Source organism: Sphingobium sp. TomTYG72 (assembly GCF_055394715.1).
On sequence record NZ_AP027336.1, the window covers coordinates 1,492,218 to 1,518,141 of the forward strand.

At 62.8% G+C, this 25,924-nt stretch carries 25 protein-coding genes; 8 read left to right on the top strand and 17 right to left on the bottom strand.

From position 1 onward, the window contains the following. Positions 1–146 precede the first annotated feature (146 nt). The 3 genes from ahpC to ACZ5U1_RS07510 form a co-directional block, all read right to left on the bottom strand. Entirely contained in the window at positions 147–710 is a 564-nt protein-coding gene (ahpC, locus tag ACZ5U1_RS07500) for an alkyl hydroperoxide reductase subunit C (protein WP_449473588.1), read from the bottom strand. Between the two features lie 106 nt (positions 711–816). Continuing rightward, positions 817–1,488: a transcriptional regulator BetI gene (betI, locus tag ACZ5U1_RS07505; RefSeq protein ID WP_464777860.1), complete on the bottom strand. Its 672-nt coding sequence runs from the start codon at positions 1,486–1,488 to the stop codon at positions 817–819. A 134-nt stretch (positions 1,489–1,622) separates the two neighbouring features. Continuing rightward, entirely contained in the window at positions 1,623–1,967 is a 345-nt protein-coding gene (locus tag ACZ5U1_RS07510; RefSeq protein WP_464777861.1) for an ArsR/SmtB family transcription factor, read from the bottom strand. Between the two features lie 287 nt (positions 1,968–2,254). Between ACZ5U1_RS07510 and ACZ5U1_RS07515 the strand changes: the two genes are divergently transcribed. Further along, positions 2,255–3,394 carry a DNA methyltransferase gene (locus ACZ5U1_RS07515; RefSeq protein WP_464777862.1) on the top strand — a complete coding sequence of 380 codons (1,140 nt, stop codon included), beginning with the start codon at positions 2,255–2,257 and terminating at the stop codon, positions 3,392–3,394. 100 nt (positions 3,395–3,494) lie between these two features. After that, entirely contained in the window at positions 3,495–4,619 is a 1,125-nt protein-coding gene (folP, locus tag ACZ5U1_RS07520) for a dihydropteroate synthase (protein WP_464777863.1), read from the top strand. 234 nt (positions 4,620–4,853) lie between these two features. Here the strand turns inward: folP and ACZ5U1_RS07525 are convergent, their stop codons facing one another. The 5 genes from ACZ5U1_RS07525 to glmM form a co-directional block, all read right to left on the bottom strand. Then, positions 4,854–5,471, bottom strand: a complete 618-nt coding sequence (locus ACZ5U1_RS07525; protein ID WP_464779991.1) for a L,D-transpeptidase family protein — start codon at positions 5,469–5,471, stop codon at positions 4,854–4,856. Between the two features lie 347 nt (positions 5,472–5,818). Continuing rightward, entirely contained in the window at positions 5,819–6,418 is a 600-nt protein-coding gene (locus tag ACZ5U1_RS07530) for a ribonuclease HII (protein ID WP_464777864.1), read from the bottom strand. After that, a complete protein-coding gene (gene thiD, locus ACZ5U1_RS07535; protein WP_464777865.1) occupies positions 6,411–7,172 on the bottom strand; it encodes a bifunctional hydroxymethylpyrimidine kinase/phosphomethylpyrimidine kinase in 762 nt (253 codons plus the stop codon). Before thiD ends, ACZ5U1_RS07530 begins: the two co-directional genes overlap by 8 nt. After that, positions 7,169–7,393, bottom strand: a complete 225-nt coding sequence (locus ACZ5U1_RS07540) for a DUF1272 domain-containing protein (protein ID WP_464777866.1) — start codon at positions 7,391–7,393, stop codon at positions 7,169–7,171. The genes thiD and ACZ5U1_RS07540 overlap by 4 nt, the downstream gene beginning before the upstream one ends. Next, positions 7,393–8,733: a phosphoglucosamine mutase gene (gene glmM, locus ACZ5U1_RS07545; protein WP_464777867.1), complete on the bottom strand. Its 1,341-nt coding sequence runs from the start codon at positions 8,731–8,733 to the stop codon at positions 7,393–7,395. The genes ACZ5U1_RS07540 and glmM overlap by 1 nt, the downstream gene beginning before the upstream one ends. Positions 8,734–8,822: 89 nt before the next feature. On the opposite strand from glmM, the gene ACZ5U1_RS07550 reads away from it, so the two are divergent. After that, on the top strand, positions 8,823–10,220 hold the full coding sequence (locus tag ACZ5U1_RS07550) for an alanine/glycine:cation symporter family protein (RefSeq protein WP_464777868.1): 1,398 nt from the start codon (positions 8,823–8,825) through the stop codon (positions 10,218–10,220). 64 nt (positions 10,221–10,284) lie between these two features. Here ACZ5U1_RS07550 and ACZ5U1_RS07555 read toward each other — a convergent pair whose 3' ends face one another. The 5 genes from ACZ5U1_RS07555 to ACZ5U1_RS07575 form a co-directional block, all read right to left on the bottom strand. Further along, entirely contained in the window at positions 10,285–10,467 is a 183-nt protein-coding gene (locus ACZ5U1_RS07555) for a CsbD family protein (protein WP_464777869.1), read from the bottom strand. A 139-nt stretch (positions 10,468–10,606) separates the two neighbouring features. Continuing rightward, entirely contained in the window at positions 10,607–11,140 is a 534-nt protein-coding gene (gene rpsI, locus ACZ5U1_RS07560; RefSeq protein ID WP_464777870.1) for a 30S ribosomal protein S9, read from the bottom strand. Further along, positions 11,140–11,619, bottom strand: a complete 480-nt coding sequence (gene rplM / locus ACZ5U1_RS07565) for a 50S ribosomal protein L13 (protein ID WP_097092068.1) — start codon at positions 11,617–11,619, stop codon at positions 11,140–11,142. The genes rpsI and rplM overlap by 1 nt, the downstream gene beginning before the upstream one ends. A gap of 131 nt (positions 11,620–11,750) precedes the next feature. Then, positions 11,751–12,071, bottom strand: a complete 321-nt coding sequence (gene cutA / locus ACZ5U1_RS07570) for a divalent-cation tolerance protein CutA (RefSeq protein WP_464777871.1) — start codon at positions 12,069–12,071, stop codon at positions 11,751–11,753. Next, positions 12,068–13,111 (bottom strand): COX15/CtaA family protein, encoded by a 1,044-nt coding sequence (locus ACZ5U1_RS07575; RefSeq protein WP_464777872.1) that lies wholly within the window; start codon positions 13,109–13,111, stop codon positions 12,068–12,070. The genes cutA and ACZ5U1_RS07575 overlap by 4 nt, the downstream gene beginning before the upstream one ends. A gap of 140 nt (positions 13,112–13,251) precedes the next feature. On the opposite strand from ACZ5U1_RS07575, the gene ACZ5U1_RS07580 reads away from it, so the two are divergent. Beyond that, positions 13,252–15,288, top strand: a complete 2,037-nt coding sequence (locus tag ACZ5U1_RS07580) for a hybrid sensor histidine kinase/response regulator (RefSeq protein ID WP_464777873.1) — start codon at positions 13,252–13,254, stop codon at positions 15,286–15,288. Positions 15,289–15,493: 205 nt separating this feature from the next. Here the strand turns inward: ACZ5U1_RS07580 and ACZ5U1_RS07585 are convergent, their stop codons facing one another. Then, on the bottom strand, positions 15,494–16,435 hold the full coding sequence (locus tag ACZ5U1_RS07585; RefSeq protein ID WP_464777874.1) for an IS110 family RNA-guided transposase: 942 nt from the start codon (positions 16,433–16,435) through the stop codon (positions 15,494–15,496). Between the two features lie 297 nt (positions 16,436–16,732). On the opposite strand from ACZ5U1_RS07585, the gene ACZ5U1_RS07590 reads away from it, so the two are divergent. After that, positions 16,733–17,679 (top strand): IS630 family transposase gene (locus ACZ5U1_RS07590; RefSeq protein WP_464777875.1). Its coding sequence is split into 2 segments (ribosomal slippage): positions 16,733–17,069 and positions 17,069–17,679, totalling 948 coding nucleotides; the frame shifts between segments, so codons are not numbered across the junction. Between the two features lie 12 nt (positions 17,680–17,691). On the opposite strand, the gene ACZ5U1_RS07595 is transcribed toward ACZ5U1_RS07590, so the two are convergent. After that, positions 17,692–18,321 (bottom strand): 2-dehydro-3-deoxy-6-phosphogalactonate aldolase, encoded by a 630-nt coding sequence (locus tag ACZ5U1_RS07595; RefSeq protein WP_464777876.1) that lies wholly within the window; start codon positions 18,319–18,321, stop codon positions 17,692–17,694. Then, positions 18,318–19,220, bottom strand: coding sequence for a 2-dehydro-3-deoxygalactonokinase (locus tag ACZ5U1_RS07600; protein WP_464777877.1), 903 nt, complete (start codon positions 19,218–19,220; stop codon positions 18,318–18,320). The genes ACZ5U1_RS07595 and ACZ5U1_RS07600 overlap by 4 nt, the downstream gene beginning before the upstream one ends. Before the next feature lie 99 nt (positions 19,221–19,319). On the opposite strand from ACZ5U1_RS07600, the gene ACZ5U1_RS07605 reads away from it, so the two are divergent. From ACZ5U1_RS07605 to ACZ5U1_RS07615, 3 genes are read left to right on the top strand one after another with little or no spacing between them, the layout of a single operon-like run. After that, positions 19,320–21,122: an IlvD/Edd family dehydratase gene (locus ACZ5U1_RS07605; RefSeq protein ID WP_464777878.1), complete on the top strand. Its 1,803-nt coding sequence runs from the start codon at positions 19,320–19,322 to the stop codon at positions 21,120–21,122. A gap of 17 nt (positions 21,123–21,139) precedes the next feature. Continuing rightward, the gene (locus ACZ5U1_RS07610) at positions 21,140–22,069 is read left to right on the top strand and encodes a Gfo/Idh/MocA family protein (protein ID WP_464777879.1); all 930 of its coding nucleotides are present in this window, start codon (positions 21,140–21,142) and stop codon (positions 22,067–22,069) included. Between the two features lie 11 nt (positions 22,070–22,080). Further along, positions 22,081–22,845, top strand: coding sequence for a FadR/GntR family transcriptional regulator (locus ACZ5U1_RS07615; protein ID WP_464777880.1), 765 nt, complete (start codon positions 22,081–22,083; stop codon positions 22,843–22,845). 325 nt (positions 22,846–23,170) lie between these two features. Here ACZ5U1_RS07615 and ACZ5U1_RS07620 read toward each other — a convergent pair whose 3' ends face one another. Further along, positions 23,171–25,834 carry a GAF domain-containing hybrid sensor histidine kinase/response regulator gene (locus ACZ5U1_RS07620; protein WP_464779992.1) on the bottom strand — a complete coding sequence of 888 codons (2,664 nt, stop codon included), beginning with the start codon at positions 25,832–25,834 and terminating at the stop codon, positions 23,171–23,173. Positions 25,835–25,924: the final 90 nt, after the last annotated feature.

The window sequence follows — 25,924 nt, forward strand, 5'->3', positions numbered from 1 at the left end:
ATTGGCGCACCGCCCGTGGGCACGCAGATCCGCTTACCGGACGATACGACCCGAAGGCCCGGCATGTCAGCGGTCAAATTGTCAGGTAAAACCCCCGCCGGGCCGGGGAGTTGCTCAACCCGGCCCGGCGAAAGGTCAGGTTTTGCTTAGATCTTGCCGACGAGGTCAAGCGAGGGAGCGAGCGTTTCTTCACCCTCTTCCCACTTGGCCGGGCACACTTCGCCGGGGTGAGCGGCGACATATTGCGCAGCCTTGACCTTGCGGAGCAGCTCAGTCGCGTTGCGGCCGACGCCTTCCGAAGTGATTTCCATGAACTGGATCACGCCTTCGGGATCGACCAGGAAGGTCGCACGGTCAGCGAGGCCGACGCCCGGACGCATCACGTCAAAATTGTTGGTGATCTGGCCCGACTGGTCGCCCAGCATATAATAGTTGATCTTGCTGATCGCGGGCGAAGTGTCATGCCAGGCCTTGTGGCTGAAGTGCGTGTCGGTCGAAACCGAGTAGACTTCGACGTTCAGCTTCTGCAGCGTCGGGTAGATGCCGGCCAGGTCTTCCAGCTCGGTCGGACACACGAAGGTGAAGTCAGCGGGGTAGAAGAAGAAGATCGCCCACTTGCCCTTCACGTCTGCGTCGGTGACGTCGACGAACTTGCCTTCCTTGAATGCGGTGGCTTTGAACGGCTTGATGCTGGTGTTGATGAGAGCCATGGGCTTTCCAGTTCCTTCTGAGGGGTTGCTGTTGCCCGGCCTATGTAGGGAGGTAGCCAGCTTAGGGGAAATTGCTTTTCTTCAACCTACTGATTGAGAAAAGCGATCAAGCCCCTAATGATTGATCGACCGGCTCATCCCTTGGCTTCTGAAGGACATAGGTCATGGCTTCCCTGGCCATCTCCAGCGCCTCATCGATGGTGAAGGTCGAGGAATCCAGACAAAGCTCCAGCCACAGCCCATCCAGCATGGCCGTCAAACCAATCGCCGCGATCCGCGCCGCCGGACGCGGAATCTGCGGCGCGGCTTCCCGCAACAACACCTCCAACCGCTCGCGCGACCCGCCATAGGTCTCCGCATGCGTCGCAGCGATCTCGGGACTGGTCTTCACCAGACTCCAGAAGGAAATCCAGGTCGCCAGCAAATTGGGGTCCAGCACCGGCGGCTGCAAATTCGCCCTTATATAGGCCCATAGCCGGTCAAGCGGATCAGACCCCGCCTCCGCTACGGCCTGCTCCAGCGCCGCCGCCACCTTATTTCCAACCTCGCGATAGGTGGCAAGGATCAGGGCATCGACACCATCGAAATAATGCGTCAGCAACCCCGCCGACACGCCCGCCCGCGCGCAGATCGCCCGAACGGAAGTCGCGGCCACGCCCTTCTCCGCAAGGCATTGCGCCGTCGCTTCGATCAGCGCCTGACGCCTGACATCGGGTGTTTCCCTGACAAAGCGCGCGCGCCCCTGAATCTTGCCAAGGCGGCCTGCAATCTTCTCCACGTCTCTTTTCCCGTCACCATGCCGCATGCCCTTAGGGCGGCCCACCCCGCCCCCTTCCCGCAACATGGATCACCGCGCCTTCGATCACCATTTAGGCCCGCAATGCAAGGGAAAATGTGGCGCGCAGCCCCGGTTCAGGCAGGCTCGCTCAATTCTTCCAAAGCGGTAAAGCGTTGCGACCACAGCGCCCCGTAAATCGCCATCCATTGCACGACCGGAGCCAGGCCCTTCACCCGCGCCGCATAATAGGTCTCACGCCCCGCCCGGCGAGCCGTCACCAGCCGCGCCCGCTTCAACTTCCCCAAATGCCGCGACACCATCGGTTGCGAAACATCGGAAACGGCTGTCAGAGCATGGACGCTCTGCTCCCCCTCCTTCACCAGATATTCCAGCAGAGCCCGCCGCGTCCCGTCGGAAAGCGCCTTGAAAAGTTCATCACATGCCGCCGAGCGGTCGCCGCCTGAAAATGTATCGTTCATTGCGAAGTCATAACCAAATGATTATGAATAGATCAAGCGAAGACCGTTTTTGAGGGGTCGAAGCGACGTTAACCAAAAAAAGTTGGCGGGGTCCAGCAGCTGAGTCTTTTGAGTCACACCACCTGATATTGAGTCCCGTAGCTAAATCCGGACTCAACATGTCGTGTCTACCTCTTTCGTTCTCACGCTGTTAACTTTTGTCTGAGGCTCTACGGCTAAGCCGTTGATCTTGACGCCGGACTCTCGACGACTCAACGCTGGTCCTCGAAACGAATGGGGGTCACATAATGGGTGTCATGGAACGCGTCGCACCGCGGCGTAAAAGGGCGGTTGCGCCGATCGAAAAAGAGGCGGTCAACGTCCCGGCAAACTGCCTGCTGCGCGGCGACTGCATCGCCGAAATGGCAAAGCTGCCCGACGCCTGCATCGACATGATCTTCGCCGATCCGCCCTATAATCTTCAGCTGGGCGGCGACCTGTTCCGCCCCGAAGGCGGAAGGGTGGATGCCGTCGACAATGACTGGGACAAATTTGATACGCTCAGCAGCTATGACCGCTTTACGAAGGCATGGCTGGCGCAGGCCCGCCGCATCCTGAAACCCAATGGCAGCATCTGGGTCATCGGCAGCTACCACAACATCTTCCGCGTCGGCACGGCGCTCCAGGACGAAGGCTTCTGGATCCTCAACGACATCATCTGGCGCAAGTCGAACCCCATGCCCAATTTCAAGGGCACCCGCTTCACCAACGCGCATGAAACGCTGATCTGGGCCAGCCAGGGTGAGGACGCCAAATATACGTTCAATTACAAGGCGATGAAGACGCTCAATGACGAGCTGCAAATGCGCTCCGACTGGGTGCTGCCGATCTGCGGCGGACAGGAACGCTTAAAGCGCAACGGGACGAAGGCCCACCCGACGCAAAAGCCCGAATCCCTGCTCTATCGCGTGCTTCTGGCCTGCACCAAGCCCGGCGACGTCGTGCTCGATCCCTTCTTCGGCACCGGCACCACCGGCGCGGTCGCGAAGCGCCTCGGCCGCAAATGGATCGGCATCGAACGCGAAGACAGCTATATCGAAGTCGCCATGGAGCGCATCGAAGCCGCCCTGCCGCTCGACGAATCCGCCCTCACCATCATGCAGAGCGCGAAGAGCCAGCCCAAGGTCGCCTTCGGCACGCTCGTCGAAACCGGCTATCTTCAGCCCGGATGCATCCTCACCGACGCCAAGCGCCGCTGGCAGGCCACCGTGCGCGCGGATGGCTCGCTCAGCGTCGGCACAGACACGGGCTCGATCCACAAGATGGGCGCAACCCTGCAAAATGCGCCCAGCTGCAATGGTTGGACCTTCTGGCATCATGAGGTTGAAGGCGCCCTCAAGCCCATCGACACGCTGCGCCAGACGTACCTGCTGGCAAATGAGCCCTGATATTTAGCTAAATCCCCGTTCGGGCTGAGCCTGTCGAAGCCCCTTCCTTTCCTTTAACAAGGAAAAGCCCTCGACAGGCGCAGCGTGAACGAGACCAGCCATGACCCTTTCCACTCTCCCCCAAGACGCCCGGCTTTACCTCAAGCCCACATGGTTCGTCCCCTCCCCCATCGGCCTGCCCGATGGATCAGCCGCACGCATGGCCAACGGCCTCCTCTGGTTCCAGGCCTATGAGCTAACCGCACTTCAAGGCTCCCAACGCCTCGCCCGAACCACAATCCCGGTCGCCCAGTTCACGGAAACCATCGCCACCCTCCCCGCTCCGCTCGCCGAACGAGCCCAGCGCCTGGCCGCCAACATTTCCGCCCAACGGCAGCCGCTCGCACTAGGCGATCGCACCATCCGCTTCGACGCGCCGCAAGTCATGGCGATCCTCAACGCCACACCCGACAGCTTCTCCGATGGCGGCAAACATATGGACGACCCGCAAGCCGCCGCCGACGCAGGCTTTGCCATGGCGGCAGCAGGCGCAGCGCTCATTGACATAGGCGGCGAATCCACCCGCCCCAAAGCGCCCAAAGTCTGGGAAGGCGACGAAATCGCCCGCGTCGTCCCCGTCATCGAAAAGCTGGCCGCCGCAGGCGTCCCGGTCTCCATCGACACGCGCAAGGCGTCCGTCATGGAAGCGGCTCTCGCAGCAGGCGCAAAGGTCATCAACGACGTCAGCGCCCTCGCCCACGACCCCCGCGCGATGGAAGTCGCCGCGCGCGCAGCCTGCCCCGTCATCCTGATGCATGCGCCTTCCTCCGGCGATGACCCCCACCACAATCCGGGCGGCTATGGCGATGTCGTCGCCGATGTGTTCGACATGCTCGAATCCCGCATCGAAGCCTGCGTCGCCGCAGGCATCGCTCGCGACCGGATCATGGTCGATCCGGGCCTGGGCTTCGGCAAATCGCTCGCCGACAATCTCGCGCTGGTCAACGGCCTGTCGGTGTTCCAGGGCCTCGGCGTGCCACTCCTTTTCGCCGGAAGCCGCAAGCGTTTGATCGGCGCCCTCTCCAACGAAGCTCCGGCCGCAGACCGCCTAGGCGGCTCCATCGCCCTCGCCTTCCGCGCCGCGCAATCGGGCGCCCAAATGGTCCGCGTCCATGATGTGAAGGAAAGCGTCCAGGCCCTCCACCTGTGGCGCGGCCTCGCCGACGCAGGACTCAGCGCGGTCTAAGGATCGCAAGCTCTTAACCCCGTTCGCACTGGGTTTCAGGCCAACAACCCAACCCCGTTCGGGCTGAGCTTGTCGAAGCCCCTTCCTTCTCTTCAGCAATCAACCCGGAAAGCTGCAAAGGCCCACTATCAGCGCTAAGCCGTCCCGCCTCCGTCCCGTTTCAGACTGAGCTAAGTCGAAGCCCTCACCAGAGCAAAGCGAAGGCAAAGACGTCCCCGAAAGCAGGCACCAACCCTACCACCGCCTTAACCTCGGCCGAAACACACTCGGATCAATCGCCAGCACAGGCACATCCCTAGCCGCCAATTCAACCTTAGCCTGCTCCACCACCGGCGGCTTGGCACCGGGCGTGAAAGTCACCACCGCCGTCCCCGGATCATCCAGCACCAGCCGATCGAGCATCAACGCAGGCCCCAACTCATCCGCATTCACCCGAACCAGCGTTCCAAGCTGCGTCATCCCAAACAATGTCCGGGCAAAGGCAGTAGGCAATCTTATGCAACCATGGCTCGCCGGATAACCGGGATTATGCCCCGCATGCAACGCCACGCCATCCCATGTCAGCCTTTGCATAAAGGGCATGGGCGCATTGCTGTAGAGGTTCGACCGATGCCATTCCCGCTTTTGCAGGATCGTGAACTCGCCGGTCGGCGTCCGATGCCCCGGCGTGCCCGTAGACACGCTCGCCAGGCCCACCAGCCGGTCGCCGTTATAGACATGCACCATCTGCCGCTGAAGGCTGATGATCAGGTAAAGCGGCCCGTCGAACGGCCCTTCCTCCAACCAACGATAGCCGCCCGGCTGCACCACCTCACCATCCGGAATCACGGCCTCGGCAGCTGCTTCACGCATCGGCGAAAGAGAAGCTAGGGCGACCAGCGCCAGCAGGAACGGCATCACGCGCATTAAGTCTTTCTTAGTCATAATGCACGGAAACGCCAGCCAACAAGCGGCCTCCCACTCGCGTTTCTTAATCCCTCGGTGGCACAGGTTAGAGCATGATCAGTTTGAGTGATCGTCACCCCGGACTTGCTCCGAGGTCCCGCTTCTTATCCGATGCTGCCGAGGCAGCGAGACCCCGGGTCAAGCCCGAAAGCCGGCTCCCACGGATTGATCTTGTCACGGCAGAAACCAGCCGGCGTCGGGTTTACCCTTGAATGGCCAAAGTCGGCCTATCCGGCGACCATTCGGCCGAAGTCCTACAACAGCACCAGCTGCGCGACCGGGGCAAAACTGCGACGATGCAGCGGCGTCGGACCATGTTCCCGCAGCGCCGCCAGATGCATCGGGCTGCCATAGCCCTTGTTGCTTTCCCAGCCATAATGGGGGTGCACCGCCGCCGCCTCCACCATCATGCGGTCGCGCGCTTCCTTGGCCAATATCGACGCAGCGGCGATCGACAGGCATTTGGCGTCGCCCTCGACCACGGCCGTCGATGCCCACCGCCATTTCGGGCAACGATTGCCGTCCACCAGCACATGCGCGCAATCATGCGCCAGCGCCTCCACCGCACGCGTCATCGCCAGCATCGTCGCCCATAGGATGTTGATCTCGTCAATCTCCTCGACCGACGCGACCCCGATCCCCCAGCACAACGCCCGCGCCTTGATCTCGACCTCCAGCACAGCGCGCCGCGCGGCGGTCAGCTGCTTGCTGTCGTTAAGGCCATCCGGGCAATCCTCCTGGCGCAGGATGACGGCAGCGGCCACCACCGGCCCCGCAAGCGGCCCCCTGCCCGCTTCGTCCACCCCGGCGACCAGGCCCGGATGATGCAAGCGCTCATGCGCAAAATCAGGCATGCTGGTGAAACCCGAACGGCGCCCCCATAGGCCCATGACCCTGCCCCAGCCCCGGCGCCAACATCAACGCCTCTCGAACATATTTACGAGCAAATTCAATAGCTTCTACTATATTTGAACCCTGTCCCAACCGAGCAGCAATAGCACTGGCCAAGGTACACCCAGTCCCATGCGTATGAATCGTTTCAATTCGCGCATTGCTCCATGACTTTACCAACCCCTTTGGCCCAATCAGCCGATCGGTCAGCATCGCCCCCTCGCCATGCCCACCCTTCGCCAGCACATGCGTGTCGAAGCGGATCGCAATCTCCTCACCGCCCAGCGCCTCCAGCTCCGGAATATTAGGCGTCACCAAAGTCGCCAGCGCCATCAACCGCTCAAACGCCGCAATCGTCGCCTCGTCCGCCAGCACCGATCCACTGGTAGCGACCATCACCGGATCGAATATGACCGGAACATCAACCAATCCCGCCAGTCGATCAGCAACGGCCTGCGCAGTCTCAGCCGAACCGATCATCCCGATTTTCACCGCATCCACGCCGATATCACTGATGACGCTATCCATCTGCCGCAACACCATATCAGTGGGCACCGCATGCACCCCCTGCACCCCCAGCGTATTCTGCGCAGTGATCGCAGTGATGGCCGTCATCGCATGCCCACCCAGCAGCGTGACTGTGCGGATATCCGCCTGAATGCCAGCCCCTCCGCCACTGTCCGATCCGGCGATGATCAAAATGCGCGCGGGCCTCATGCTTTGTAGCGACGCTCGGTAGAAGCCGGATAGCTGGCAAGCGCATCCCCTGCTCGCGTCGGCCGGTCCATCAGTTCCCCGCCACAATTAGGGCAACGGTCATCAAGCGCCTCGGCACACGCCGTGCAAAAGGTGCATTCGAATGAGCAAATGAAAGCGCCCGGCTCCGCAGCTGGCAGATCCACGCCGCAGCGCTCGCAATCAGGACGCATATCCAGCATCAGGCTGCCACCCGCGCCACTGCGTCACAGATTCGCTCAACGACATCCTTCACCTGATCTTCCCGATCGCCCTCCGCCATGACACGGATTACAGGCTCCGTGCCGGACGGACGAATGACCAATCGGCCGCATCCATTGAGTTCACTCTCCGCCTGCGCGATCACCCGCTTGACCTCCTCATGCTCCAGTGGCTTGCCACCGGAAAAGCGGACATTCTTGAGTAACTGCGGCACGGGATCGAACTGATGCAGCACTTCGCTGGCAGGCTTGCCCGCGCGAACAAGCGCCGCAAGCACCTGCAGCGCTGCAACAGTCCCGTCGCCGGTCGTCGCATAGTCGGACAGGATCATATGCCCCGACTGTTCACCGCCGACATTGAAGCCACCCTCACGCATCCGCTCCAGCACATAACGATCCCCAACCTTGGTCCGCTCGAGATTAATGCCTTGCGCAGCCAAATAGCGTTCCAGGCCGAGATTGGACATAACCGTCGCAACCAATCCGCCCCCCCGCAGCAATCCGTCGCGTGCGAAATTGCTGGCGATCAGCGCCATGATCTGATCGCCATCAACGATCTGGCCTTTCTCATCGACGACGATCAGCCGGTCGGCATCGCCGTCAAGAGCGATCCCAATATCCGCACCGGACGACACGACTGTTTCCTGGCACAGAAGCGGAGAAGTAGATCCGCAACCATCATTGATATTGATGCCATTTGGCGTCACGCCAATCGCGATGACCTCAGCACCCAATTCCCAAAGAGCCGAGGGCGCGACCTGATAAGCGGCACCGTTCGCGCAATCGACGACGATCTTCAGCCCGTCGAGGCGAAGGTCGGCGGGAAAGCTGGACTTGACCGCATGGATGTAGCGACCCCGGGCGTCCTCGACCCGGCGCGCACGTCCGATTTCCGATGAAGCGGCGAGCGGGATGTCCTGCTCCAGCATCGCCTCTATCTTCATCTCATCTTCGTCGGAAAGCTTGTAACCATCAGGTCCGAACAGCTTGATCCCGTTGTCGGCATAGGGATTGTGACTGGCCGAAATCATGACGCCCAGATCGGCGCGCATCGAATGCGCCAGCAGCGCCACGGCGGGCGTTGGAATCGGCCCGAATTGAACGACGTCCATCCCCACCGCAGTGAATCCCGCGACCAGCGCGTTTTCAACCATATAGCCTGACAGGCGTGTGTCCTTGCCGATCACGACCCGATGCCTATGGCTCCCGCGCTGAAAATGCTTTCCCGCGGCCATGCCGACCTTCATCGCGAGTTCGGCGGTCATCGGCCATTGGTTCGTGCGGCCCCTGATACCGTCGGTGCCGAAATAACGCTTGCTCATGATTTCTGTCCTGCAACGCGGCGTAAGTTGCCGTCGTCCATAGCAATCTTTGTTCGACTTTCCACTGGCCAGCAGTCATCCCATAGCAAATGGATGGTTTCAATGCAGCGGTGGACGCGCTTTCAGGCGCGGTCTTCTTCAAAGTTCCCGTTCTGGGTGTTCGGATCGAACTGATCGTCCTCTATCTTGCGATCCCGATGTTGTTTTTCACCATCTGGCTAGGCTTCCCCAATGTCCACGCCGTGGGTCGGGCGCTACGGATATTGCGGACCCAGCCACGCGCGGACGAGGCCACGGGCGACGTCAGTCAGTGGGGCGCCTTGACCACCGCGCTCGCCGGAACGATCGGTCTCGGGAACATCGCCGGGGTCGCGGTTGCATTGACCATGGGCGGGCCGGGCGCGATCTTGTGGATGTTCGTGATCGGCTGGTTCGCGATGACCGTGAAGATGGCCGAAGTGACGCTCGGCCTCAAATACAGGACATTCGATCAGCGCGGCCATGTGCATGGCGGCCCCATGTATGTGCTCAGAGCCATCGGCGCGACGCGCGGCTGGCCTCGTCTGGGCCTTACGCTTGGGGGCCTTTACGCCTTCTTTGCGCTGTTCGGCGCGATCCCGATGGTGCAGGTCAACCAGAGCTTCGCGCAGGTGAAGGTCGTGACCGGTCTCTCTAACGGCTGGGCCTATGGCGCGCTGTTAGCCGCCGCTGTGGCGCTGGTGACACTGGGCGGCGCGGCATGGCTTGGCGAGGTCGCGAAACGGCTCACCCCACTCAAGGTGGCCGTCTATCTCGTTGGTGTCGCCGCCGTCCTCATCATCCACGCGCCAGCGATACCCGACGCATTGGCCCAGATATGGCACGGCGCCTGGAATGGCAGCGCGGCCACGGGAGGCGCTGTCGGCGCCTTTGTCTCGGGGATGAGGCGAGCGGTCTTTGCAAGCGAGGCAGGCGTCGGCTCCGCGGTGATGGCGCATAGCCTCGCAAGGGTGCGCCATCCGGTCTCAGAAGGGCTGGTGGCCCTGCTCGAGCCGCTGCTCGGCACAATGATCGTCTGTTCCCTAGGTGGCCTGGCGTTGGTGGTCGCGGGCACCTGGACGTCGGGACTGGAAGGTATCGCCATCACGTCCGCCGCCTTCTCGCAGGTATCACCGTGGTTTCCGTGGCTGCTGGCGGTCGTCGTTGTGCTGTTCGCCTATTCGACGCTTGTGGCGTGGGGCTTTTACGGCCTTCAGGCTTGGGGGTATCTGTTCGGTCATGGGCCAAAGGCGCAGTGGAGCTACAAAATCCTCTATATCGTCGCGCTGCCGCCTGCCGCGGCGATCGACCTGGGCCGGGTCGTGGACATCGTCGATAGCAGCTTCTTCCTGATGACGATCCCCAACGTCATAGCGCTTTATCTCTGCGCGGGAGAGCTGCGGCGAGATGTGCGGGCCTATCTAAGCGAAGCGGAAGAACATGTCTCACCACGCGGTCTTAACGACTAACCGATAAGCGAAAGGCCCCACCAGTTGGCGAGGCCTCTCTTAAATTATATCGGGTTGGGTTGGGTCAGATCTTGTCGCCAAGCGCACCCTTCACAGACCCTTTGATGTCCTGAGCGGTGCCCTTAGCCTTCTGCGCCTTTCCTTCTGCAACCAGATCGGCATCATTCTGATTCCGGCCCGCAGCTTCCTTGACCGCTCCAGCAATCTTATTACCTGCCGCTTTAACCTTGTCAGTCATTTCACCCATAATGTCCTCCTATCCAAGCTACGATGGGTCAACAACTTGGAGTGTCCGAAGGTTGCCACCGGTACGATTGCGCAACGGTTGCAGACAAAGAAAAAGGGGCCGGAAAACCGGCCCCTTCCAAAATATTGGTAGCTGACGCTTAGCGCTTCGAGAACTGGAAGCTGCGGCGAGCCTTGGCGCGACCGTACTTCTTACGCTCGACGGTACGGCTGTCACGAGTCAGGAAGCCTTCGGCCTTCACCGCGCTGCGCAGCGCCGGTTCATACTTCGACAAAGCCTGGGCGATGCCGTGCTTGACCGCACCGGCCTGGCCGGACAGACCGCCGCCCTTGACGGTGGCGATCACGTCATACTGGCCTTCACGCTCGGTAACACCGAAGGGCTGGTTGATCACCAGACGCAGGGTCGGGCGAGCGAAATAGACTTCCTGATCGCGGCCGTTGACCGTGATCTTGCCGGTGCCGGGCTTCACCCAGACGCGGGCGACGGCGTCCTTACGACGGCCGGTCGCATAGGCGCGGCCGAGGCTGTCGATTTCCTGGGCGCGCAGCGGAGCCGAGGGCTGAACAGGAGCGATCGGCGCGTCGGCGGCGACGGTCTCACCAGCGGCGGGCGCGGGAGCGTTGGCGGTCAGCGACGCGAGGTCGGACAGGGACTGGCGGTTATCGGACATTATGCACCCACCTTGTTCTTGCGGTTGCGCGACGCGAAATCGAGCACTTCGGGGTTCTGCGCTTCGTGCGGATGTTCAGCACCGGCGAAGATGCGCAGGTTGCGCATCTGCTGACGGCCGAGCGGACCACGGGGGATCATGCGCTCAACGGCCTTTTCAAGCACGCGCTCGGGGAAACGGCCTTCCAGGATCTTGGCAGGCGTGGTTTCCTTGATGCCACCAGCATAGCCGGTGTGCTTGTAGTAGACCTTGTCGGTCAGCTTGCGGCCGGTGAACTTCACCTTGCCAGCGTTGATGATGATGACATTGTCACCGCAATCGACGTGGGGCGTGAAGCTGGTCTTGTGCTTGCCGCGAAGGATGTTCGCGACGGTCGAGGCGAGGCGGCCGACGACGAGACCTTCCGCGTCGATCAGGATCCACTTCTTTTCGACCGTTGCCGGGGTTGCCGGCTTGGTGGTCTTCATCAGCGCCTTCATGGTGCCAATCTCCAGAATGAAATAGTGAATTGAACGCGTTTTGAGGGCGATCAAAGATGGGCGCTAATGACCGGCGAGGTTCGAGAAGTCAAGAGATTCGGCGGGTTTCCTGACGGGTAAAATAATACCCGTCACTTTGCGATCTGTTCGGCCACCCATTTTGCGTAGCGTAAATCGGCGCTTTCCACCGGTATTGCGAGGATCGCGGGCACTTCATAGTCGTGAAGCTCCGCTATTCGCGCCATCAGGGCGTCGCGGCGCGAGGGCGTTGTCTTGAAGAGCACCGGAACCTCCGCGGCGCTTTCCAGCACGCCGTTCCATTCATAGAGCGACGTCGCAGCCCCGAGCATGTTGGCGCAGGCAGCCAGCCCTTCCCCGATAAGCTGGCGTGCGACGCGGTCGGCGGCCTCCGCCGAGCCGAAGAGCGTGTAGACGAGCGCGACGCCGCTCACCCGTGGCGCTCCCCGATCGCATGCGCACCCCAGGCGGCGGAAGCGACGACGAGGGCGCCGACCGCCTGATGAAGCACGGCGAGGGGCAAGGCGATACCGCTGACGACCGTGGCGATGCCAAGCGCGATCTGCGTGCCGAGCGTGGCATTGATGGCGACGGAAGCGCCCCGCCGCCCCGCCCTCTTTGCCTTACGCGCGAGCAGGATCAACATCGCTGCGGCAACCCATGCCCACCAGCGATGGATGAAATGGACGAGATAAGGGTCGCTGGACAAGGTCGCCCAAAGCGATCCCAGCCACGAAATCCCCTCCGGCACGAGATGGTCGTTCATGAGCGGCCAAGTGTTCGAGACATAGCCAGCGTCGAGCCCCGCCGTGAAGGCGCCAAACATCAACTGAACCAGCAGCACCAGCAACACGACCAGCGCAAAGGGCCTGAGCGCAGCCGGGCGTGCGGCCGGGCTGCGCGCCAAGGCAAACAGATCAAGCGCGGTCCAGACAAGGCCGCCGATGATGAAGAGTGCCGTCAGCAGATGAACTGCGAGCCGGTAATGGCTGACATCGGTGCGCACGGACAGGCCAGAGGCGACCATCCACCAGCCAATCGCGCCCTGAAGCCCCCCGAGCGCCAGCAAGGCGACCAGACGCCAGCCGTAGCCGGACGGGATCGCGCGGCGAAAGGCGAACCACAGGAGCGGCAGGGCAAAGGCGAGGCCTATCAATCGCCCAAGCAACCGATGCACCCATTCCCAGAAGAAGATGAACTGGAAATCGGACAGGGTCATGCCCTGCCGCAACTGCTGATATTCGGGGATTTGCTGGTAGAGGCGAAACGCGTCCATCCACTGGTCATGGGTCAACGGCGGTATGGCGCCGGTAATAGGTTTCCACTGCGTTATCGACAAACCCGATTCGGTGAGGCGGGTGATGCCGCCCACCACCACCATGCAGAAAACCAGCGCGGCCACCGTGAGCAGCCAGCGGGCAATGGAAAGTGGGCGGGATGCAGCCATGGCCGGGCGAAGGGCAAGTTCCGTCATGGCGCCGATCCATGCGCCGATGCCCGGATTGTTGCAAGAGGGCGCCCATAGGACAAAAGGTCGCAACGCCCCGTAACGAGCGGATACAAATCAGCGGACAGGCGTATCCCGTCTATGCACTTCTTAACAGAGGATAATCGATGAGCGCCCCGGCAACCGACATTGCCGGGATGATCGCTGCACAGGGTCCAATCGGAGACCTGACGGCGCGCATCGGAGACCGGTCCCCTCTGGGGCCGGTCGATCAATGGTCGCCTGCACTGATATCCACAGTTCGGCTGATGCTGTCTTCCAAGGCGGAGATCGTGCTGTTCTGGGGACCGGACCTCTGCGCGCTCTATAATGAAGCCTATGCGCCGACGATTGGCGACAAGCATCCGGGGGCACTGGGCCGTCCGGCGCGGGAGAGTTGGGCCGAGCTGTGGGACGATCTGGAGCCGCTGCTGCTGTCGGTACTCCAGAAGGGCGAGACGGTGCATGCCAAGGACCGCCCCTTTTACATCGAGCGGGACGGTGGCCGTGGCGAGGAAGTCTATTTCGACATCAGCTATTCACCCGTGTTCGAAGCGGACGGATCGATCGGCGGGGCGTTGTGCATCGTCAATGAGACGACGCAGCGCGTCCGAACCGAGCGGGAGATGCTGGCGGATCGCAACCGATTATGGACGCTGGCCCGCGACCCTTTTCTGATCGCCGACATGGACGGCACATGGCTGTCGGCCAGCCCTGCATGGACGGACATATTGGGATGGAGCCAGGAGGAACTGATCGGCCGCACGTCGGAATGGATGGAGCACCCCGATGATGTCGCGCACGGCCGGAACGAGGTTGATACGCTCCAGCAAGGCATTCCCACGCGGCGCTTCGAAAACAGGTTCCGAACAAAGGACGGCGATTATCGCAACTTCAGCTGGACGGCGGTGCCCGACAATGGGCTGATCTATTGCGTGGCGCGGGATGTTACCGAACAGCGCGCCCATGCCCGCGCGCTTGCCGAAGCGGAGGCCGCGTTGCGGCAGGCGCAGAAGATGGAGACGCTCGGCCAGTTGACCGGCGGCGTGGCCCATGACTTCAACAATTTGTTGCAGGTGGTGACGGGCAATCTTGAACTGCTCCAACGCGGCCTCAATGATAATGAGCGGATGCGCCGTGCGGCGGACAATGCGATGGCGGGCGCCGAACGTGCAGCCATGCTGACACAGCGGCTGCTCGCCTTTTCCCGCCGCCAGCCATTGGCGCCCGAGCGCGTGAACCCCAATCGGCTGGTGAGCCGCATGTCTGAGTTACTGAGCCGCACATTGGGCGAGCGGATCGAGGTTGAGACGATTCAGACCGCGCGCGCCTGGCCCATTGAGGTCGACCTTAATCAAATGGAAAATGCGCTGTTGAACCTGGCGGTCAATGCGCGCGATGCGATGCCCGGTGGCGGCAAGCTGACCATCGAGGTCGCCAATACGCATATCGATGACCATTATGCGGCGCAGGAAGAGGATGTGCAGCCTGGGCAATATGTGCTGATCAGCCTGTCGGACACAGGACAGGGCATGGATGCCGAGACGTTGAGCCACGCGATCGAGCCTTTCTTCACCACCAAGGAGGTGGGCCGGGGCACCGGGCTTGGGCTGTCCATGGTCTATGGTTTCATCAAGCAGTCGGGCGGCCACATCCGGGTTTATTCGGAGGTCGGCGAAGGGACGAGCGTCAAGATTTACTTGCCGCGCTATCATGGGCTGGTGCCAGCAAATGATCAGGTGGAGGAGGCGCCGCGCCCGGCCGTAAGCGGGGGCGATGAGACGGTTCTGGTGTGCGAGGATGACGATAATGTCCGCGCCTATGCGGTCGAGGTGCTGAACGAGCTAGGATATCGGGTGATCGAGGCCAGTAACGGAGCGGCGGCGCTGGACGCGCTGGAGCAGGCCCCGGTGCCGGTCGATCTGCTATTTACCGATGTGGTGCTGCCCGGTGGGATGACCGGCGCGGACGTGGCGCGGGAAGCGGCGGCGAGGCGGCCGGAGCTTAAGATCCTGTTCGCGACCGGATATGCGCGCAATGCGATATTCCACCATGGGCGGTTGGACCCGGGGGTGGAGTTGCTGACCAAGCCTTTTACTTACGCGGAACTGGCGGGGAAGGTGCGTGAGGTGTTGGACCGGCGGGAGGAGCAGCGGGTGGGGTAAGGTTGAGCTTTGGAGTGGCTTCGCTTCGATCGGCCTGAACGGCCTCTTAAAACCTCACCTCGACCCGATCACTCAAGACCCGTTCGGGCTGAGCCTGTCGAAGCCCTTCCCTAAAGGAAGTAAGGCCCTTCGACAGGCTCAGGGCGAACGGTGGCAAAGGGCAGTCCTAACTAAGGCCCGTCCCTTTCTAGAGTATCCGTGATGATCAAGCTGGAGATTGCATCCAGCATCGATCGGCTTTGAGCAGGGCGTTCGCGGTGACGACGAGCTTTCGCATGACGGCGGTGATGGCGATCTTGGCGGGCTTCCCGGCAGTAACGAGCTGCTGATATTTTGCCTTGAGATCGGGATTGTACCGGGCGGCGACGAGGGCCGGCATATAGAGAGCCTGCCGCACGTTGGCGCGTCCGCCACGGATGAAGCTCTTGCCTTTCCATTGTCCGGACTGTCGAGCGACGGGGGCGAGACCGGCGAGGGATGCGGCCTGCTTATTCTCGAGGCTGCCGAGTTCGGGCATGGTGGCGATGAGCTGGTTGGCGGTCAGCGTTCCGACGCCGGCGATGCTGGTGAGGATCTCATGCCGGCGGGCGAGCGCGGCATCCGCGGCGATCAGGTTGGCGATCTCGGTATCGAGCGCCTCGATATGCCGATCGATCTGCTCGAGCCGCTGCCGGCACTGGCGCTTGAGGAAGGCGATGGTGAGGTTCTTCTCGCGATTCTTGAGCGCGGTGCGATCGCGCACGAGGCCGTCTCGGGCATTGATGAGCTCCGCCATCTGCGCCTGCTGTGCGCTTCGAGCGGGTCTGACCGGCGGCTGCAAGGTGGCCGCCATACGGGCCAGCAACATGGCATCGATGCGATCGGTCTTGGCCAGAGTGCCAGTCGCTTGGGCGAAGCGCCGGGCGCGCTCTGGGTTGAGCTTAACGCAGGGCCAGTCGGCCAGAGCCGCCTCCAGCGCTCGATGGTAGGTTGCGGTTGCCTCATAGGCGATCCGCTCGACCGGCCATTGTCGCAGCCAGGCGATCAGCGCCTTGTGGCCCTTGGCGGTGTTGGCGAACTGACGTTCGGCGCCGGCAGGGTGGACATGGCAGTCGAGGCTCGCTTTGGAGATGTCGATGCCGATCGTCTGTGGTAGATTGTCGCTCATCTTTTCCGCTATCCCATGCTTGTCATCCGGGTCCAAAACCCCGGTATCCGTTCGGGCCTGATGGAAAAGAAAGGGGCGATCCTACTCTAGCCCGGTCCCACAACGACCGGCGTTTTCACGATCCGTCCCCTTCCGCCCGGGCCGGGGTGGCCACCCCGGCCCGGGCAATCCAGCATGACCCAAACGGACCGCAATGTCATAAGACAAGCGGTTTTCGACCGTTTTGAATCGATGAGGGATTTCCCTCCGGTCTGATTTGTGATTCAGAATCTGTGCTGGTGAAGGAGGCCGGCATGGATGGGTCACCCTCTGTCGATGGATTTGCGCACGCGGCTTCTGGCGGCGATTGATGGCGGGCTGAGTTGCCGAGGAGCGGCGGCGCGCTTTGGGGTTGCGCCATCGACAGCCATTCGCTGGCAGGCGCAGCGTCTGGAAACCGGCGCCTTCGCTCCCAAGCCGCAAGGCGGCGACATGCGATCCCGCCGAGTGGAGGAGCGAGCCGCCGATATCCTGGCCTTGTGGGAGGCGCGCAAGGACATCTCGCTCGAAGAACTGCGCATTGCCTTGGCCGAAGCGGGCCTGACGGTGTCGGTTGCCGGGCTGCACCGCTTCTTCGCCCGACGAGGCATGACGCGCAAAAAAAGACTGGGCATGCCATCGAGCAAGACCGCCCCGACGTCCTGAGGCAGCGCCACGACTGGTTCGAGAACCAGGTCGATCTGGAGCCGGAACGCTTGGTGTTTATCGACGAGACGTGGACCGCCACCAACATGGCCCGCAGTCACGGCCGTTGTGCCAGAGGCGAGCGGTTGCGGATGGGATACCCGCATGGCCATCGCAAGACCACCACGCTGGTCGCGGGCCTCCGCATGAGCGGCATGGTCGCACCGATGGTGCTGGACGGTCCGATCAACGGTGACTGGTTCGAAGCCTATGTCGCGCAGGTTCTCGTACCGGAGCTGCGGCCTGGCGACGTCGTCATCATGGACAATCTGTCGAGCCATAAGCGCCCCGCTGTCCGCGACCGGATCGAGGCGGCAGGGGCAGCGCTGCGCTTCCTGCCGCCCTACAGCCCCGACTTCAACCCGATCGAGAAGGCCTTCTCTCGCCTCAAGGCCATGCTCCGAAAAGCAGGTGAGCGCACCGTCAGCGGCCTGTGGGGCCTCATCGGCAGGCTCGTGGACATCTTCCAGCCCGCCGAATGTGCCAACTACTTCAGCTCGTGCGGCTATGATCCAGACTGATCGAAAACCGCTCTAACCAATGGCTTTCCACGCGGCGACCAACGCCCTCGCGCGTTCCGCAACCGTCGCGGCATTGTCGCCGGGGCGGTATAGCGCGCCGCCCACGCCGATGCCTTCGCAGCCTGCGCCGAGCCATTGGTCGATCGTGTCCGCGCCGGTGCCACCCACTGCCCACAGGCCGACATGGCGCGGCAGCACTTCCTTGATGGCCTTTATATAGGCGGGGCCGAGGCTGGCGGCGGGGAACAGCTTCAGACGGCGAGCGCCAGCGCGGACGGCGGCGAAGCCTTCGCTGGGGGTCATGAAGCCAGGCAGCATGTCGAAGCCATATTGCGCGCCTCGGGCGATGACGGCCGGGTCGGTGTTGGGCGTCACCATGATGCGGCCACCGGTGCGGCGGAGGTCGTCCACCGCTTCGACCGTCAGCACGGTGCCGCCGCCGATCAGCGCTGTCGCGCCGAACGCCTGTTGGAGCGCGGTGATGCTTTCGAAGGGTTCGGGCGAGTTCAGCGGCACTTCGATGATGCGGATGCCCGCGTCGATGAGGGCTTCACCGATCTCCACCGCCTCTTCGGGGCGAAGGCCGCGCAGGATGGCGGCGATGGGGGGTGCTCCGGCTGCAAGAAGGGAATCGAGGGTCATGCGGCATTCTCCGGAAGGATGAGGCCAGCGAGGACGCAGTCGTCGCCGCTCAAGGATCGGGAAGCGAGGCCCTGCGCCTCCAGCGCCTCTGCATAGCGGGCGCAAAGGCGCTGGTCGCCGATGAGGGTGATGCCGCTTACTTCGCCGAGCATGGCGCGCACTTCGGCTATTTCGCAGCCGATGAGCAGGCCGGAGATATAGCCAGCGGCCCAATCGGGGGAGCGTCCGGCGCGCAAACGCTTGGCGCGGGCGGCGAAGAGGTTGGTGAGGAGGCGGCCCTGCCCTGCCCCGTCGAGACCTTCAGCGAAACCTTCCGCCTCTTGGGTCGCGTCTGCGGGCGCGGCTTTCGGGCCGAGGGTGGAGTGATCGCGCAGCAGGGCGAAGAGTTCGCCAGTGGGCACGGTGCGAAAGCTGACGATGCGGCCATCCTCCACCAGCGACCATTTATTGTGGGTGCCGGGCAGGACGATGAGGTGGCGACCCTGCGCAAGGTCGGGATGGCGATGCATTGCGCCGAAGATTTGGGTTTCTTCGCCGCGCATGACGTCGGGAACGCCCTCCTTGTCCGTGCAGGCCAGGCCCGCGAGGATCGTGACGGGCGTGCCTTGCCAGTCGAAGCGCATGGCGGCGGCGCGCCATTGCCGGGCGGTGGCGGGGCAGTCGGCATAGGGCGCCTCCACCCAGCCATCGCGCGCGCCCGCCATGCCGCACAGGCGGATGCTGCCGGGCGTGCCGTCTTCCAGCCAGGGGGCGATGGTTTGCGCGAAGGCTTGCGCGGCGTTCGCGCCCGCTTCGGCAATGCCGGGACCTTCGCGGCGGGCGGTGACTTGCCCCTGCTCCATGCGGAAGAGGCGTAGGCGGCTGGTGCCCCAGTCGCCGACGACGTCATAGCTGCTCATGCGCAAGTCATTTCCGTTCTTGTCTGCTTATTTGTATGAGTATATGCAACGGCCGATAGCGTCAATGCGTCGCGCACCTCATGTCTTTCAGGAACTCTCATGGCCGCTTCGTCTCAGCCCAACCGGAAATTGCGCAGCCGCGCCTGGTTCGACAATCCCGACAATATCGACATGACCGCGCTCTATGTGGAGCGATACCTGAACTTTGGCCTGAGCCTGGAGGAGCTGCGCAGCGGCAAGCCGATCATCGGCATCGCGCAGACGGGGAGCGACCTGTCCCCCTGCAACCGGCATCATCTGGTGCTGGCCGAGCGCATTCGCGAGGGGATTCGCGAGATGGGCGGGATCGCGCTGGAGTTTCCAGTGCATCCGATCCAGGAGACGGGCAAGCGGCCGACGGCTGGGCTGGACCGGAACCTCGCCTATCTGGGGTTGGTCGAGGCTTTGTATGGCTATCCGATCGATGGCGTGGTGCTAACGACGGGGTGCGACAAGACGACGCCCGCGCTGCTGATGGCGGCGGCGACGGTGAATATTCCCGCGATCGCGCTATCGGTCGGGCCGATGCTGAACGGCTGGTACAAGGGGCAGCGGACGGGGTCGGGCACGATCGTCTGGCATGCGCGGCAGCTGCTGGCGGCGGGGAAGATCGATGATGAGGGCTTCATCAAGCTGGTGGCTTCGTCGGCGCCTTCGACCGGCTATTGCAACACGATGGGCACGGCGACGACGATGAACAGCCTTGCCGAGGCGCTGGGGATGATGTTGCCGGGATCGGCGGCTATACCGGCGCCCTATCGTGATCGGCAGGAGGCGGCGTGGCGCACTGGCAAGCGGATCGTGGAGATGGTGGCGGAGGATTTGAAGCCGTCCGACATCTTGACGCTGGATGCCTTTCATAACGCGATCGTGGTGAACTCGGCGATCGGGGGATCGACCAATGCGCCGATCCATCTGGCGGCAATTGCCCGGCATGTTGGCGTCGAACTGCCGCTCAAGGATTGGGAGACGGTGGGGCATGACGTGCCGCTGCTGGTGAACCTGCAACCAGCGGGCGAATATCTGGGCGAGGATTATTATCATGCCGGCGGCGTGCCTGCGGTGGTGGGGCAGTTGATCGCGCAGGGCCTGATCCGCGAGGGCGCGATGACGGTCAACGGGCGGACGATGGGCGAGAATTGCCGGGGGGTGGCGATCGAGGATGAAAAGGTCATCCGGCCCTTTGCGCAGCCTTTGAAGGAGGAAGCGGGCTTCCTGGTGCTGTCGGGCAATCTGTTCGACGCGGCGATCATGAAGACGAGCGTTATCAGTGAGGAATTCCGGCAGAGATACCTTTCCAACCCCGCTGATCCCAACGCTTTTGAGGGGCCAGCGGTCGTGTTCGATGGGCCGGAGGATTATCATGCGCGGATCGATGATCCGGCGGTGGGCATTACGCCCGATACGCTGATGTTCATGCGCGGCGCGGGGCCGATCGGGTATCCGGGCGCGGCGGAGGTCGTGAACATGCGGCCGCCCGCTTACCTGATCACCGAAGGCGTGTCCGCCCTGCCCTGCATCGGCGACGGGCGGCAGTCGGGGACGTCGGGTAGCCCTTCGATCCTCAACGCCTCGCCGGAGGCCGCGGCGATGGGCGGGCTGGCGCTGCTGAAGACCGGGGACCGGGTGCGGATGGACCTGGAGGCGCGGACGGTGAATGTGCTGATCCCGGACGAGGAGCTGGAGGCGCGGCGCGCGGCGCTGCGGGCAGAGGGGGGGTATCCTTATCCCGCTTCGCAGACGCCGTGGCAGGAGATTCAGCGGGCGCTGGTGGGGCAGCTGGACAAGGGCGCGATCCTGGAGGGTGCGGAGAAATTCCAGCGGATTGCCCAGACTCAGGGCCTGCCGCGCGACAATCACTAAGAGATAAGGGAAGCGGCATGAGCGGGATCATCAAGGCGGGGCTGGTCGGGCTGGGCAAGATCGCCCGCGACCAGCATTTGCCCGCTATCGAACAGACAAGCGGCATCGATCTGGTGGCGGTCGCCAGCCGGAATGCGCGGGCGGATGGGGTGAACAACTATCCCACGCTCGACGCGATGCTGGCGGGCGAGCCGGACATGAATGCGGTGATCCTGTGCCAGCCGCCGCAGGTGCGGTATGAGGCCGCGCGCAAGGCGATCCTCGCGGGCAAGCATGTATTTCTGGAAAAGCCCCCCGGCGCTACGGTGACGGAGGTAGAGGCGCTGATCGCCCTAGCGAAGGCGCAGGGCGTGACGCTCTATGCGAGTTGGCACAGTCGCCATGCCGCCGCCGTGGCGCAGGCAAAGGCATGGCTCGCCGTGCGCAAGGTCACGCGCGTATCGATCGAGTGGCGCGAAGATGTGCGGCACTGGCATCCGGGACAGCCGTGGATTTGGGAAGCGGGCGGCTTTGGCGTGTTCGATCCGGGCATCAACGCGCTGTCGATCCTGACCGAAATCATGCCGGAGCCGGTGACAATGCTGTCCGCCAGCCTGGAGGTTCCATCCAATAAGGATGCCCCGATCGCCGCCGCCCTGAAGATGGCGAGCGCATCGGGCGCGCCGATCGATGCAGCGTTTGACTGGCGACAAACCGGTCCGCAGACATGGGACATTGCCGTCGAGACGGACGATGGCGCGCTGATCCTGTCAGAAGGCGGAAACCGCCTGACGCTGAACGGGGACGTCATGGTGCAGGCGCCCGACCATGAATATCCCGATATGTACCGCCTGTTCGTCGAGCTGGTGGGCCGGGGCGCGATCGAGGCGGATACCAGCCCCCTGCGACTGGTGGCTGACGCCTTCCTTTGCGGCAAGCATTGCCCTACGGCGGCGTTCGACGATTAGACAAAAGGAGCATGGCATTGGGGAGGGAAGACCGGCATCCAGCCGAACGCAAGTTCGGACATGAGGAAGGCGGGCTTCGCATCCATCAGGCCATTGCCCGGCAGCTTGGCACCGCCATCGTCGCGGGAGTCCACAAGCCCGGCGATGTTTTCGAAGGCGAGATCGAGGCCGCCGAACGGCTGGGCGTATCCCGCACAGCCTATCGGGAAGCGGTGCGCATTCTGGTGGCAAAGGGCATGCTGGAAAGCCGACCCAAGGCGGGCACGCGCGTCCTGCCGCGCATCCGCTGGAATGTGCTGGACCCGGAGATGCTCGCCTGGATGTTCGCGGGAGAACCCGACCCGGCCTTTGTCCGCGATCTGTTTGAACTGCGCGGCCTCATAGAACCGGCAGCGGCGGAACTGGCGGCGCGGCGGCGCACCGATGCGCAGCTTTCGGCGATGGAACAGGCGTTGATGAGCATGCGCGATCATGGCCTTTCGTCCGAAGAAGGACGCGCGGCCGACCAGCGTTTTCACCACGCTATCCTTGCCGCGACGCAAAATGACGCCTTGGCTGCGCTGGCGAGTTCGGTGGGCGCGGCGGTCAGCTGGACCACGACATTCAAACAGCGGAAGAAGTCGTCGCCACGCGATCCTTTTGCGGATCATCGCGCTGTGTTCGATGCGATTGCTTTGCGGGATGCGGACGGGGCGCGATCGGCGATGGCGGAACTGTTGCGGCTGGCTCTGGCGGATATGGATGTTGCGCTTTCGGGGCCGGGGGTGGGTTCTTAGAGCATTGAGTGCCGCCGCATGGCGAGAGCAACCATCTTTGTCCGCGCAGAGACGCAGAGATCGCAGAGGAATTCGGGGCTTTCGACCCACGCGCCTCCCGCCGGGGGCAAACCCCGATCGCTCTCGCGCCAGCCTCGCCTTCGATGCGGGGCACCGCCCAACCCCCTACCCCTACGCTTCTGCGCCAATAAAATCCTGATCCTCTGAACCCCGCTCCCCACATGCCGGGCCAAGCATGACCTTTCTTCTTATAGGAAGTAGAGCCCTTCGACAGGCTCAGGGCGAACGGAGGTTGTGGGGCAACCGGGAGCTTTTTGGCTCCTGATCAGCTTTGATCGATGAGGTCGCGTAGGCGGCTTGCCAGTTCCTGTAGCGTGAAGGGTTTTGCGAGCAAGGCGATGTCGGGGTCCAGCTTTCCGTCGCGCAGGAAGCCATCGCGGGTGTAGCCGCTGGTATAGAGGATTTTGAGGTCGGGCCTTAATGCGCGGGCCTTGTCGCTCAACTCCTTGCCGGACATTCCCGGCATGACCACATCGGTGAACAGCAGGTCGATCGGCTGATCCTCCGCTTCGATCAGGCGCAGTGCAGCGTTGCCGTCGGCTGCCTCCAGAGCCCGGTAGCCAAGTTCGCACAGGATTTCGACGGAATAGGCACGCACGCCGTCGTCATCTTCCACCACCAATATGGTTTCCCCATTGGCTGACAGGTCGTGCTGGGCGGCCTTTTCCTCCTGCGCCTCATCCGCCTCTCCGATAAAGCGCGGCAGGTAGATTTTTACCGTGGTCCCCTGCCCCTGTTTCGACAGCACTTCGACATGGCCGCCCGATTGCTTGACGAAGCCGTAGACCTGACTGAGGCCGAGCCCCGTGCCCCGGCCGATTTCCTTGGTGGTGAAAAAGGGTTCGAAAATACGCGACAGCACCGGCGGCGCCATGCCGGTGCCGGTGTCGCTGACCGCAATCATCACATAATTGCCCGGCGTCACGTCGCCACAAGCGGCGGCATAGCCGCTGTCCAGATGAGCGTTGCCGGTTTCGATCGTCAGCGTCCCGCCGCCATCAGCCATGGCGTCGCGCGCATTCACCGCGAGGTTCAGCAGCGCGCTTTCTATCTGGTTGGGATCGGCTTCTACCAGCCATAGATGAGGGCCGCTGACCGTTTCCAACTGGATGAGTTCGCCAAGGGCACGCTTCAGCAGATCGGAAAGCCCGTCCACCACCCGGTCGAGATACAGCGGCTTGGGCGACAAGGGTTGCCGCCGGGAAAAGGCGAGCAGCCGCTGGGTGAGCGACGCCGCACGCTCCGCCCCCTGCCGCGCATTGGCGATCGCGCGGCTGATCTTGGCCGGGTCCGATCCCGTTTCCAGATTGCGCTGCGCCAATTCGATATTGCCGTTAATGACGGTCAGCAGATTGTTGAAATCATGCGCGATGCCGCCGGTGAGTTGTCCCACCGCCTCCATCTTCTGCGCCTGACGTAGCTGATCCTCGACCGCCCGTTTTTCGGTGAGGTCGCGCGTCACCTTTGCAAAGCCGATCAGACGACCCTGATCGTCATGAATGGCGTCGACGATGATGCTGGCCCAGAATTCGGACCCGTTCTTACGCACCCGCCAGCCTTCAGCCTCAAACCGCCCGGCGCTGGCCGCGACCTGAAGGGTGTGGGCTGGCATGCCCGCTTGCTGGTCCGGATCAGTGTAGAAGCAGGAGAAGTGATGCCCGACGATTTCATGGGCCGTATAGCCCTTGATCCGTTCCGCCCCGGCATTCCAGTTAGTAATCGTGCCGTTCGCATCCAGCATGCACATGGCGTAATCGGTCACGCCCTGAACCAGCAGGCCGAAGCGCCGCTCGCTTTGTTCCAGTTCGCGGAAGGCGGCGCGGATCTGCTCGGTGCGCTGTTCGATACGCTGTTCCAACGTGGCGTTCAGCTGGCGCAATTCCCCTTCCGCCACCGTTCGCGCCGCGATTTCCCGCTGCGCCTTATGGTGGAGGCGGGCATTATCGATGGCGATCGATGCGTGCCCGGCGACCCCGGCCATGATTTTTTCATGTTCAGCCGTGAAGCGGCCGGGCAGATGATGACCGAAGAAGAGGCCGCCCTGCACTTCACCGCTTTGCGAGATGACCGGCACCGCGAGATAGCTGGTGACCGGCAAGTGGCCGGGCGGCATGCCCCTGTGCGGGACATTGTGGCCGTAACGGGCGTCCTGCCGGATGTCATCGGACCGGACGATGCCCTCGCCCAGGAAAGTGGGCGCGAAAACGGCCGTGTTGCGGGGCATGGGGAAGTTGGCAAAGGCTTCCCTTGGAACGCCCGAGAGGCTGTAGAGCATGTAGCTCTCACCCTGCTGGTCGATCAGATTATAGAAAAAGGCGCCGAATTCAGCGCCGGTCAGTTCCACTGCGGCGTCGGTGATCGTCTGAACGACTATGTCCAGATTGGACTCGGCCGCGACGGCGGCGCCTATGCGATTGATGATCTCGAACGAAGTCTGCAACGACACATTGCGCACGGCGGCCCCGACAAGCCGGGCAAGCTGACCGAGCAATTCGACCGAAAAATCGTCCGGCGCATTTGCGCGCGACCAATATGCGCCGATCGCCATAGGCTGCGATCCGGTTTCGACCGGCGTCATCACCATGCTGCGAACGAAAGTGTCCGCATACAATTGATGGGGAACGCGCGCGTCGGCGAAAATATCGGGGATGACCGCTGCCTCCCCATGCGCCATTACCCAACCGGAAACACAGGCTGAACGCGGGAACCTTTGCCCCTTCCACAGCGGTTCGACGGCATCTTCGGCGACGTAGAGGCAGTCATCGCCGTCCGCCAGCACCACCGTGATGCCCTGCGCCCCTGCGATGACACGCGCCGCCGTCCGCACGACTTCCACCACATCCTCCAGCGAACGGGCGTTCGCCAGACGCTCCGCCGCCGCGAACAATGGCGTCCATCGGTGAGGAGCGTCTTGAGCGGGCAGCACCATGTCCAACAAAGCAGCTTTCGGAAATTGGGACGGCCCAGCATAACGCTTTGTTTTTGAACCGCCAACCGCCCGAATTGCCGCAAGATGGTG

Excerpts from the sequence above, each read along its gene's own strand:
- thiD (WP_464777865.1), bottom strand. The coding sequence starts at position 7,172 with ATGAGGCCCGCGCGCATTTTGATCATCGCCGGATCGGACAGTGGCGGA.
- ACZ5U1_RS07615 (WP_464777880.1), top strand. The coding sequence starts at position 22,081 with ATGGCATTGGGGAGGGAAGACCGGCATCCAGCCGAACGCAAGTTCGGA.
- ACZ5U1_RS07555 (WP_464777869.1), bottom strand. The coding sequence starts at position 10,467 with ATGGGTGAAATGACTGACAAGGTTAAAGCGGCAGGTAATAAGATTGCT.
- ahpC (WP_449473588.1), bottom strand. The coding sequence starts at position 710 with ATGGCTCTCATCAACACCAGCATCAAGCCGTTCAAAGCCACCGCATTC.
- ACZ5U1_RS07540 (WP_464777866.1), bottom strand. The coding sequence starts at position 7,393 with ATGCTGGATATGCGTCCTGATTGCGAGCGCTGCGGCGTGGATCTGCCA.
- ACZ5U1_RS07515 (WP_464777862.1), top strand. The coding sequence starts at position 2,255 with ATGGGTGTCATGGAACGCGTCGCACCGCGGCGTAAAAGGGCGGTTGCG.
- ACZ5U1_RS07595 (WP_464777876.1), bottom strand. The coding sequence starts at position 18,321 with ATGACCCTCGATTCCCTTCTTGCAGCCGGAGCACCCCCCATCGCCGCC.
- ACZ5U1_RS07610 (WP_464777879.1), top strand. The coding sequence starts at position 21,140 with ATGAGCGGGATCATCAAGGCGGGGCTGGTCGGGCTGGGCAAGATCGCC.
- ACZ5U1_RS07585 (WP_464777874.1), bottom strand. The coding sequence starts at position 16,435 with ATGAGCGACAATCTACCACAGACGATCGGCATCGACATCTCCAAAGCG.
- ACZ5U1_RS07600 (WP_464777877.1), bottom strand. The coding sequence starts at position 19,220 with ATGAGCAGCTATGACGTCGTCGGCGACTGGGGCACCAGCCGCCTACGC.
- ACZ5U1_RS07620 (WP_464779992.1), bottom strand. The coding sequence starts at position 25,834 with ATGGTGCTGCCCGCTCAAGACGCTCCTCACCGATGGACGCCATTGTTC.
- ACZ5U1_RS07575 (WP_464777872.1), bottom strand. The coding sequence starts at position 13,111 with ATGACGGAACTTGCCCTTCGCCCGGCCATGGCTGCATCCCGCCCACTT.
- ACZ5U1_RS07510 (WP_464777861.1), bottom strand. The coding sequence starts at position 1,967 with ATGAACGATACATTTTCAGGCGGCGACCGCTCGGCGGCATGTGATGAA.
- ACZ5U1_RS07605 (WP_464777878.1), top strand. The coding sequence starts at position 19,320 with ATGGCCGCTTCGTCTCAGCCCAACCGGAAATTGCGCAGCCGCGCCTGG.
- ACZ5U1_RS07580 (WP_464777873.1), top strand. The coding sequence starts at position 13,252 with ATGAGCGCCCCGGCAACCGACATTGCCGGGATGATCGCTGCACAGGGT.
- ACZ5U1_RS07530 (WP_464777864.1), bottom strand. The coding sequence starts at position 6,418 with ATGCCTGATTTTGCGCATGAGCGCTTGCATCATCCGGGCCTGGTCGCC.
- folP (WP_464777863.1), top strand. The coding sequence starts at position 3,495 with ATGACCCTTTCCACTCTCCCCCAAGACGCCCGGCTTTACCTCAAGCCC.
- ACZ5U1_RS07525 (WP_464779991.1), bottom strand. The coding sequence starts at position 5,471 with ATGCGTGAAGCAGCTGCCGAGGCCGTGATTCCGGATGGTGAGGTGGTG.
- rplM (WP_097092068.1), bottom strand. The coding sequence starts at position 11,619 with ATGAAGGCGCTGATGAAGACCACCAAGCCGGCAACCCCGGCAACGGTC.
- glmM (WP_464777867.1), bottom strand. The coding sequence starts at position 8,733 with ATGAGCAAGCGTTATTTCGGCACCGACGGTATCAGGGGCCGCACGAAC.
- ACZ5U1_RS07550 (WP_464777868.1), top strand. The coding sequence starts at position 8,823 with ATGGATGGTTTCAATGCAGCGGTGGACGCGCTTTCAGGCGCGGTCTTC.
- rpsI (WP_464777870.1), bottom strand. The coding sequence starts at position 11,140 with ATGTCCGATAACCGCCAGTCCCTGTCCGACCTCGCGTCGCTGACCGCC.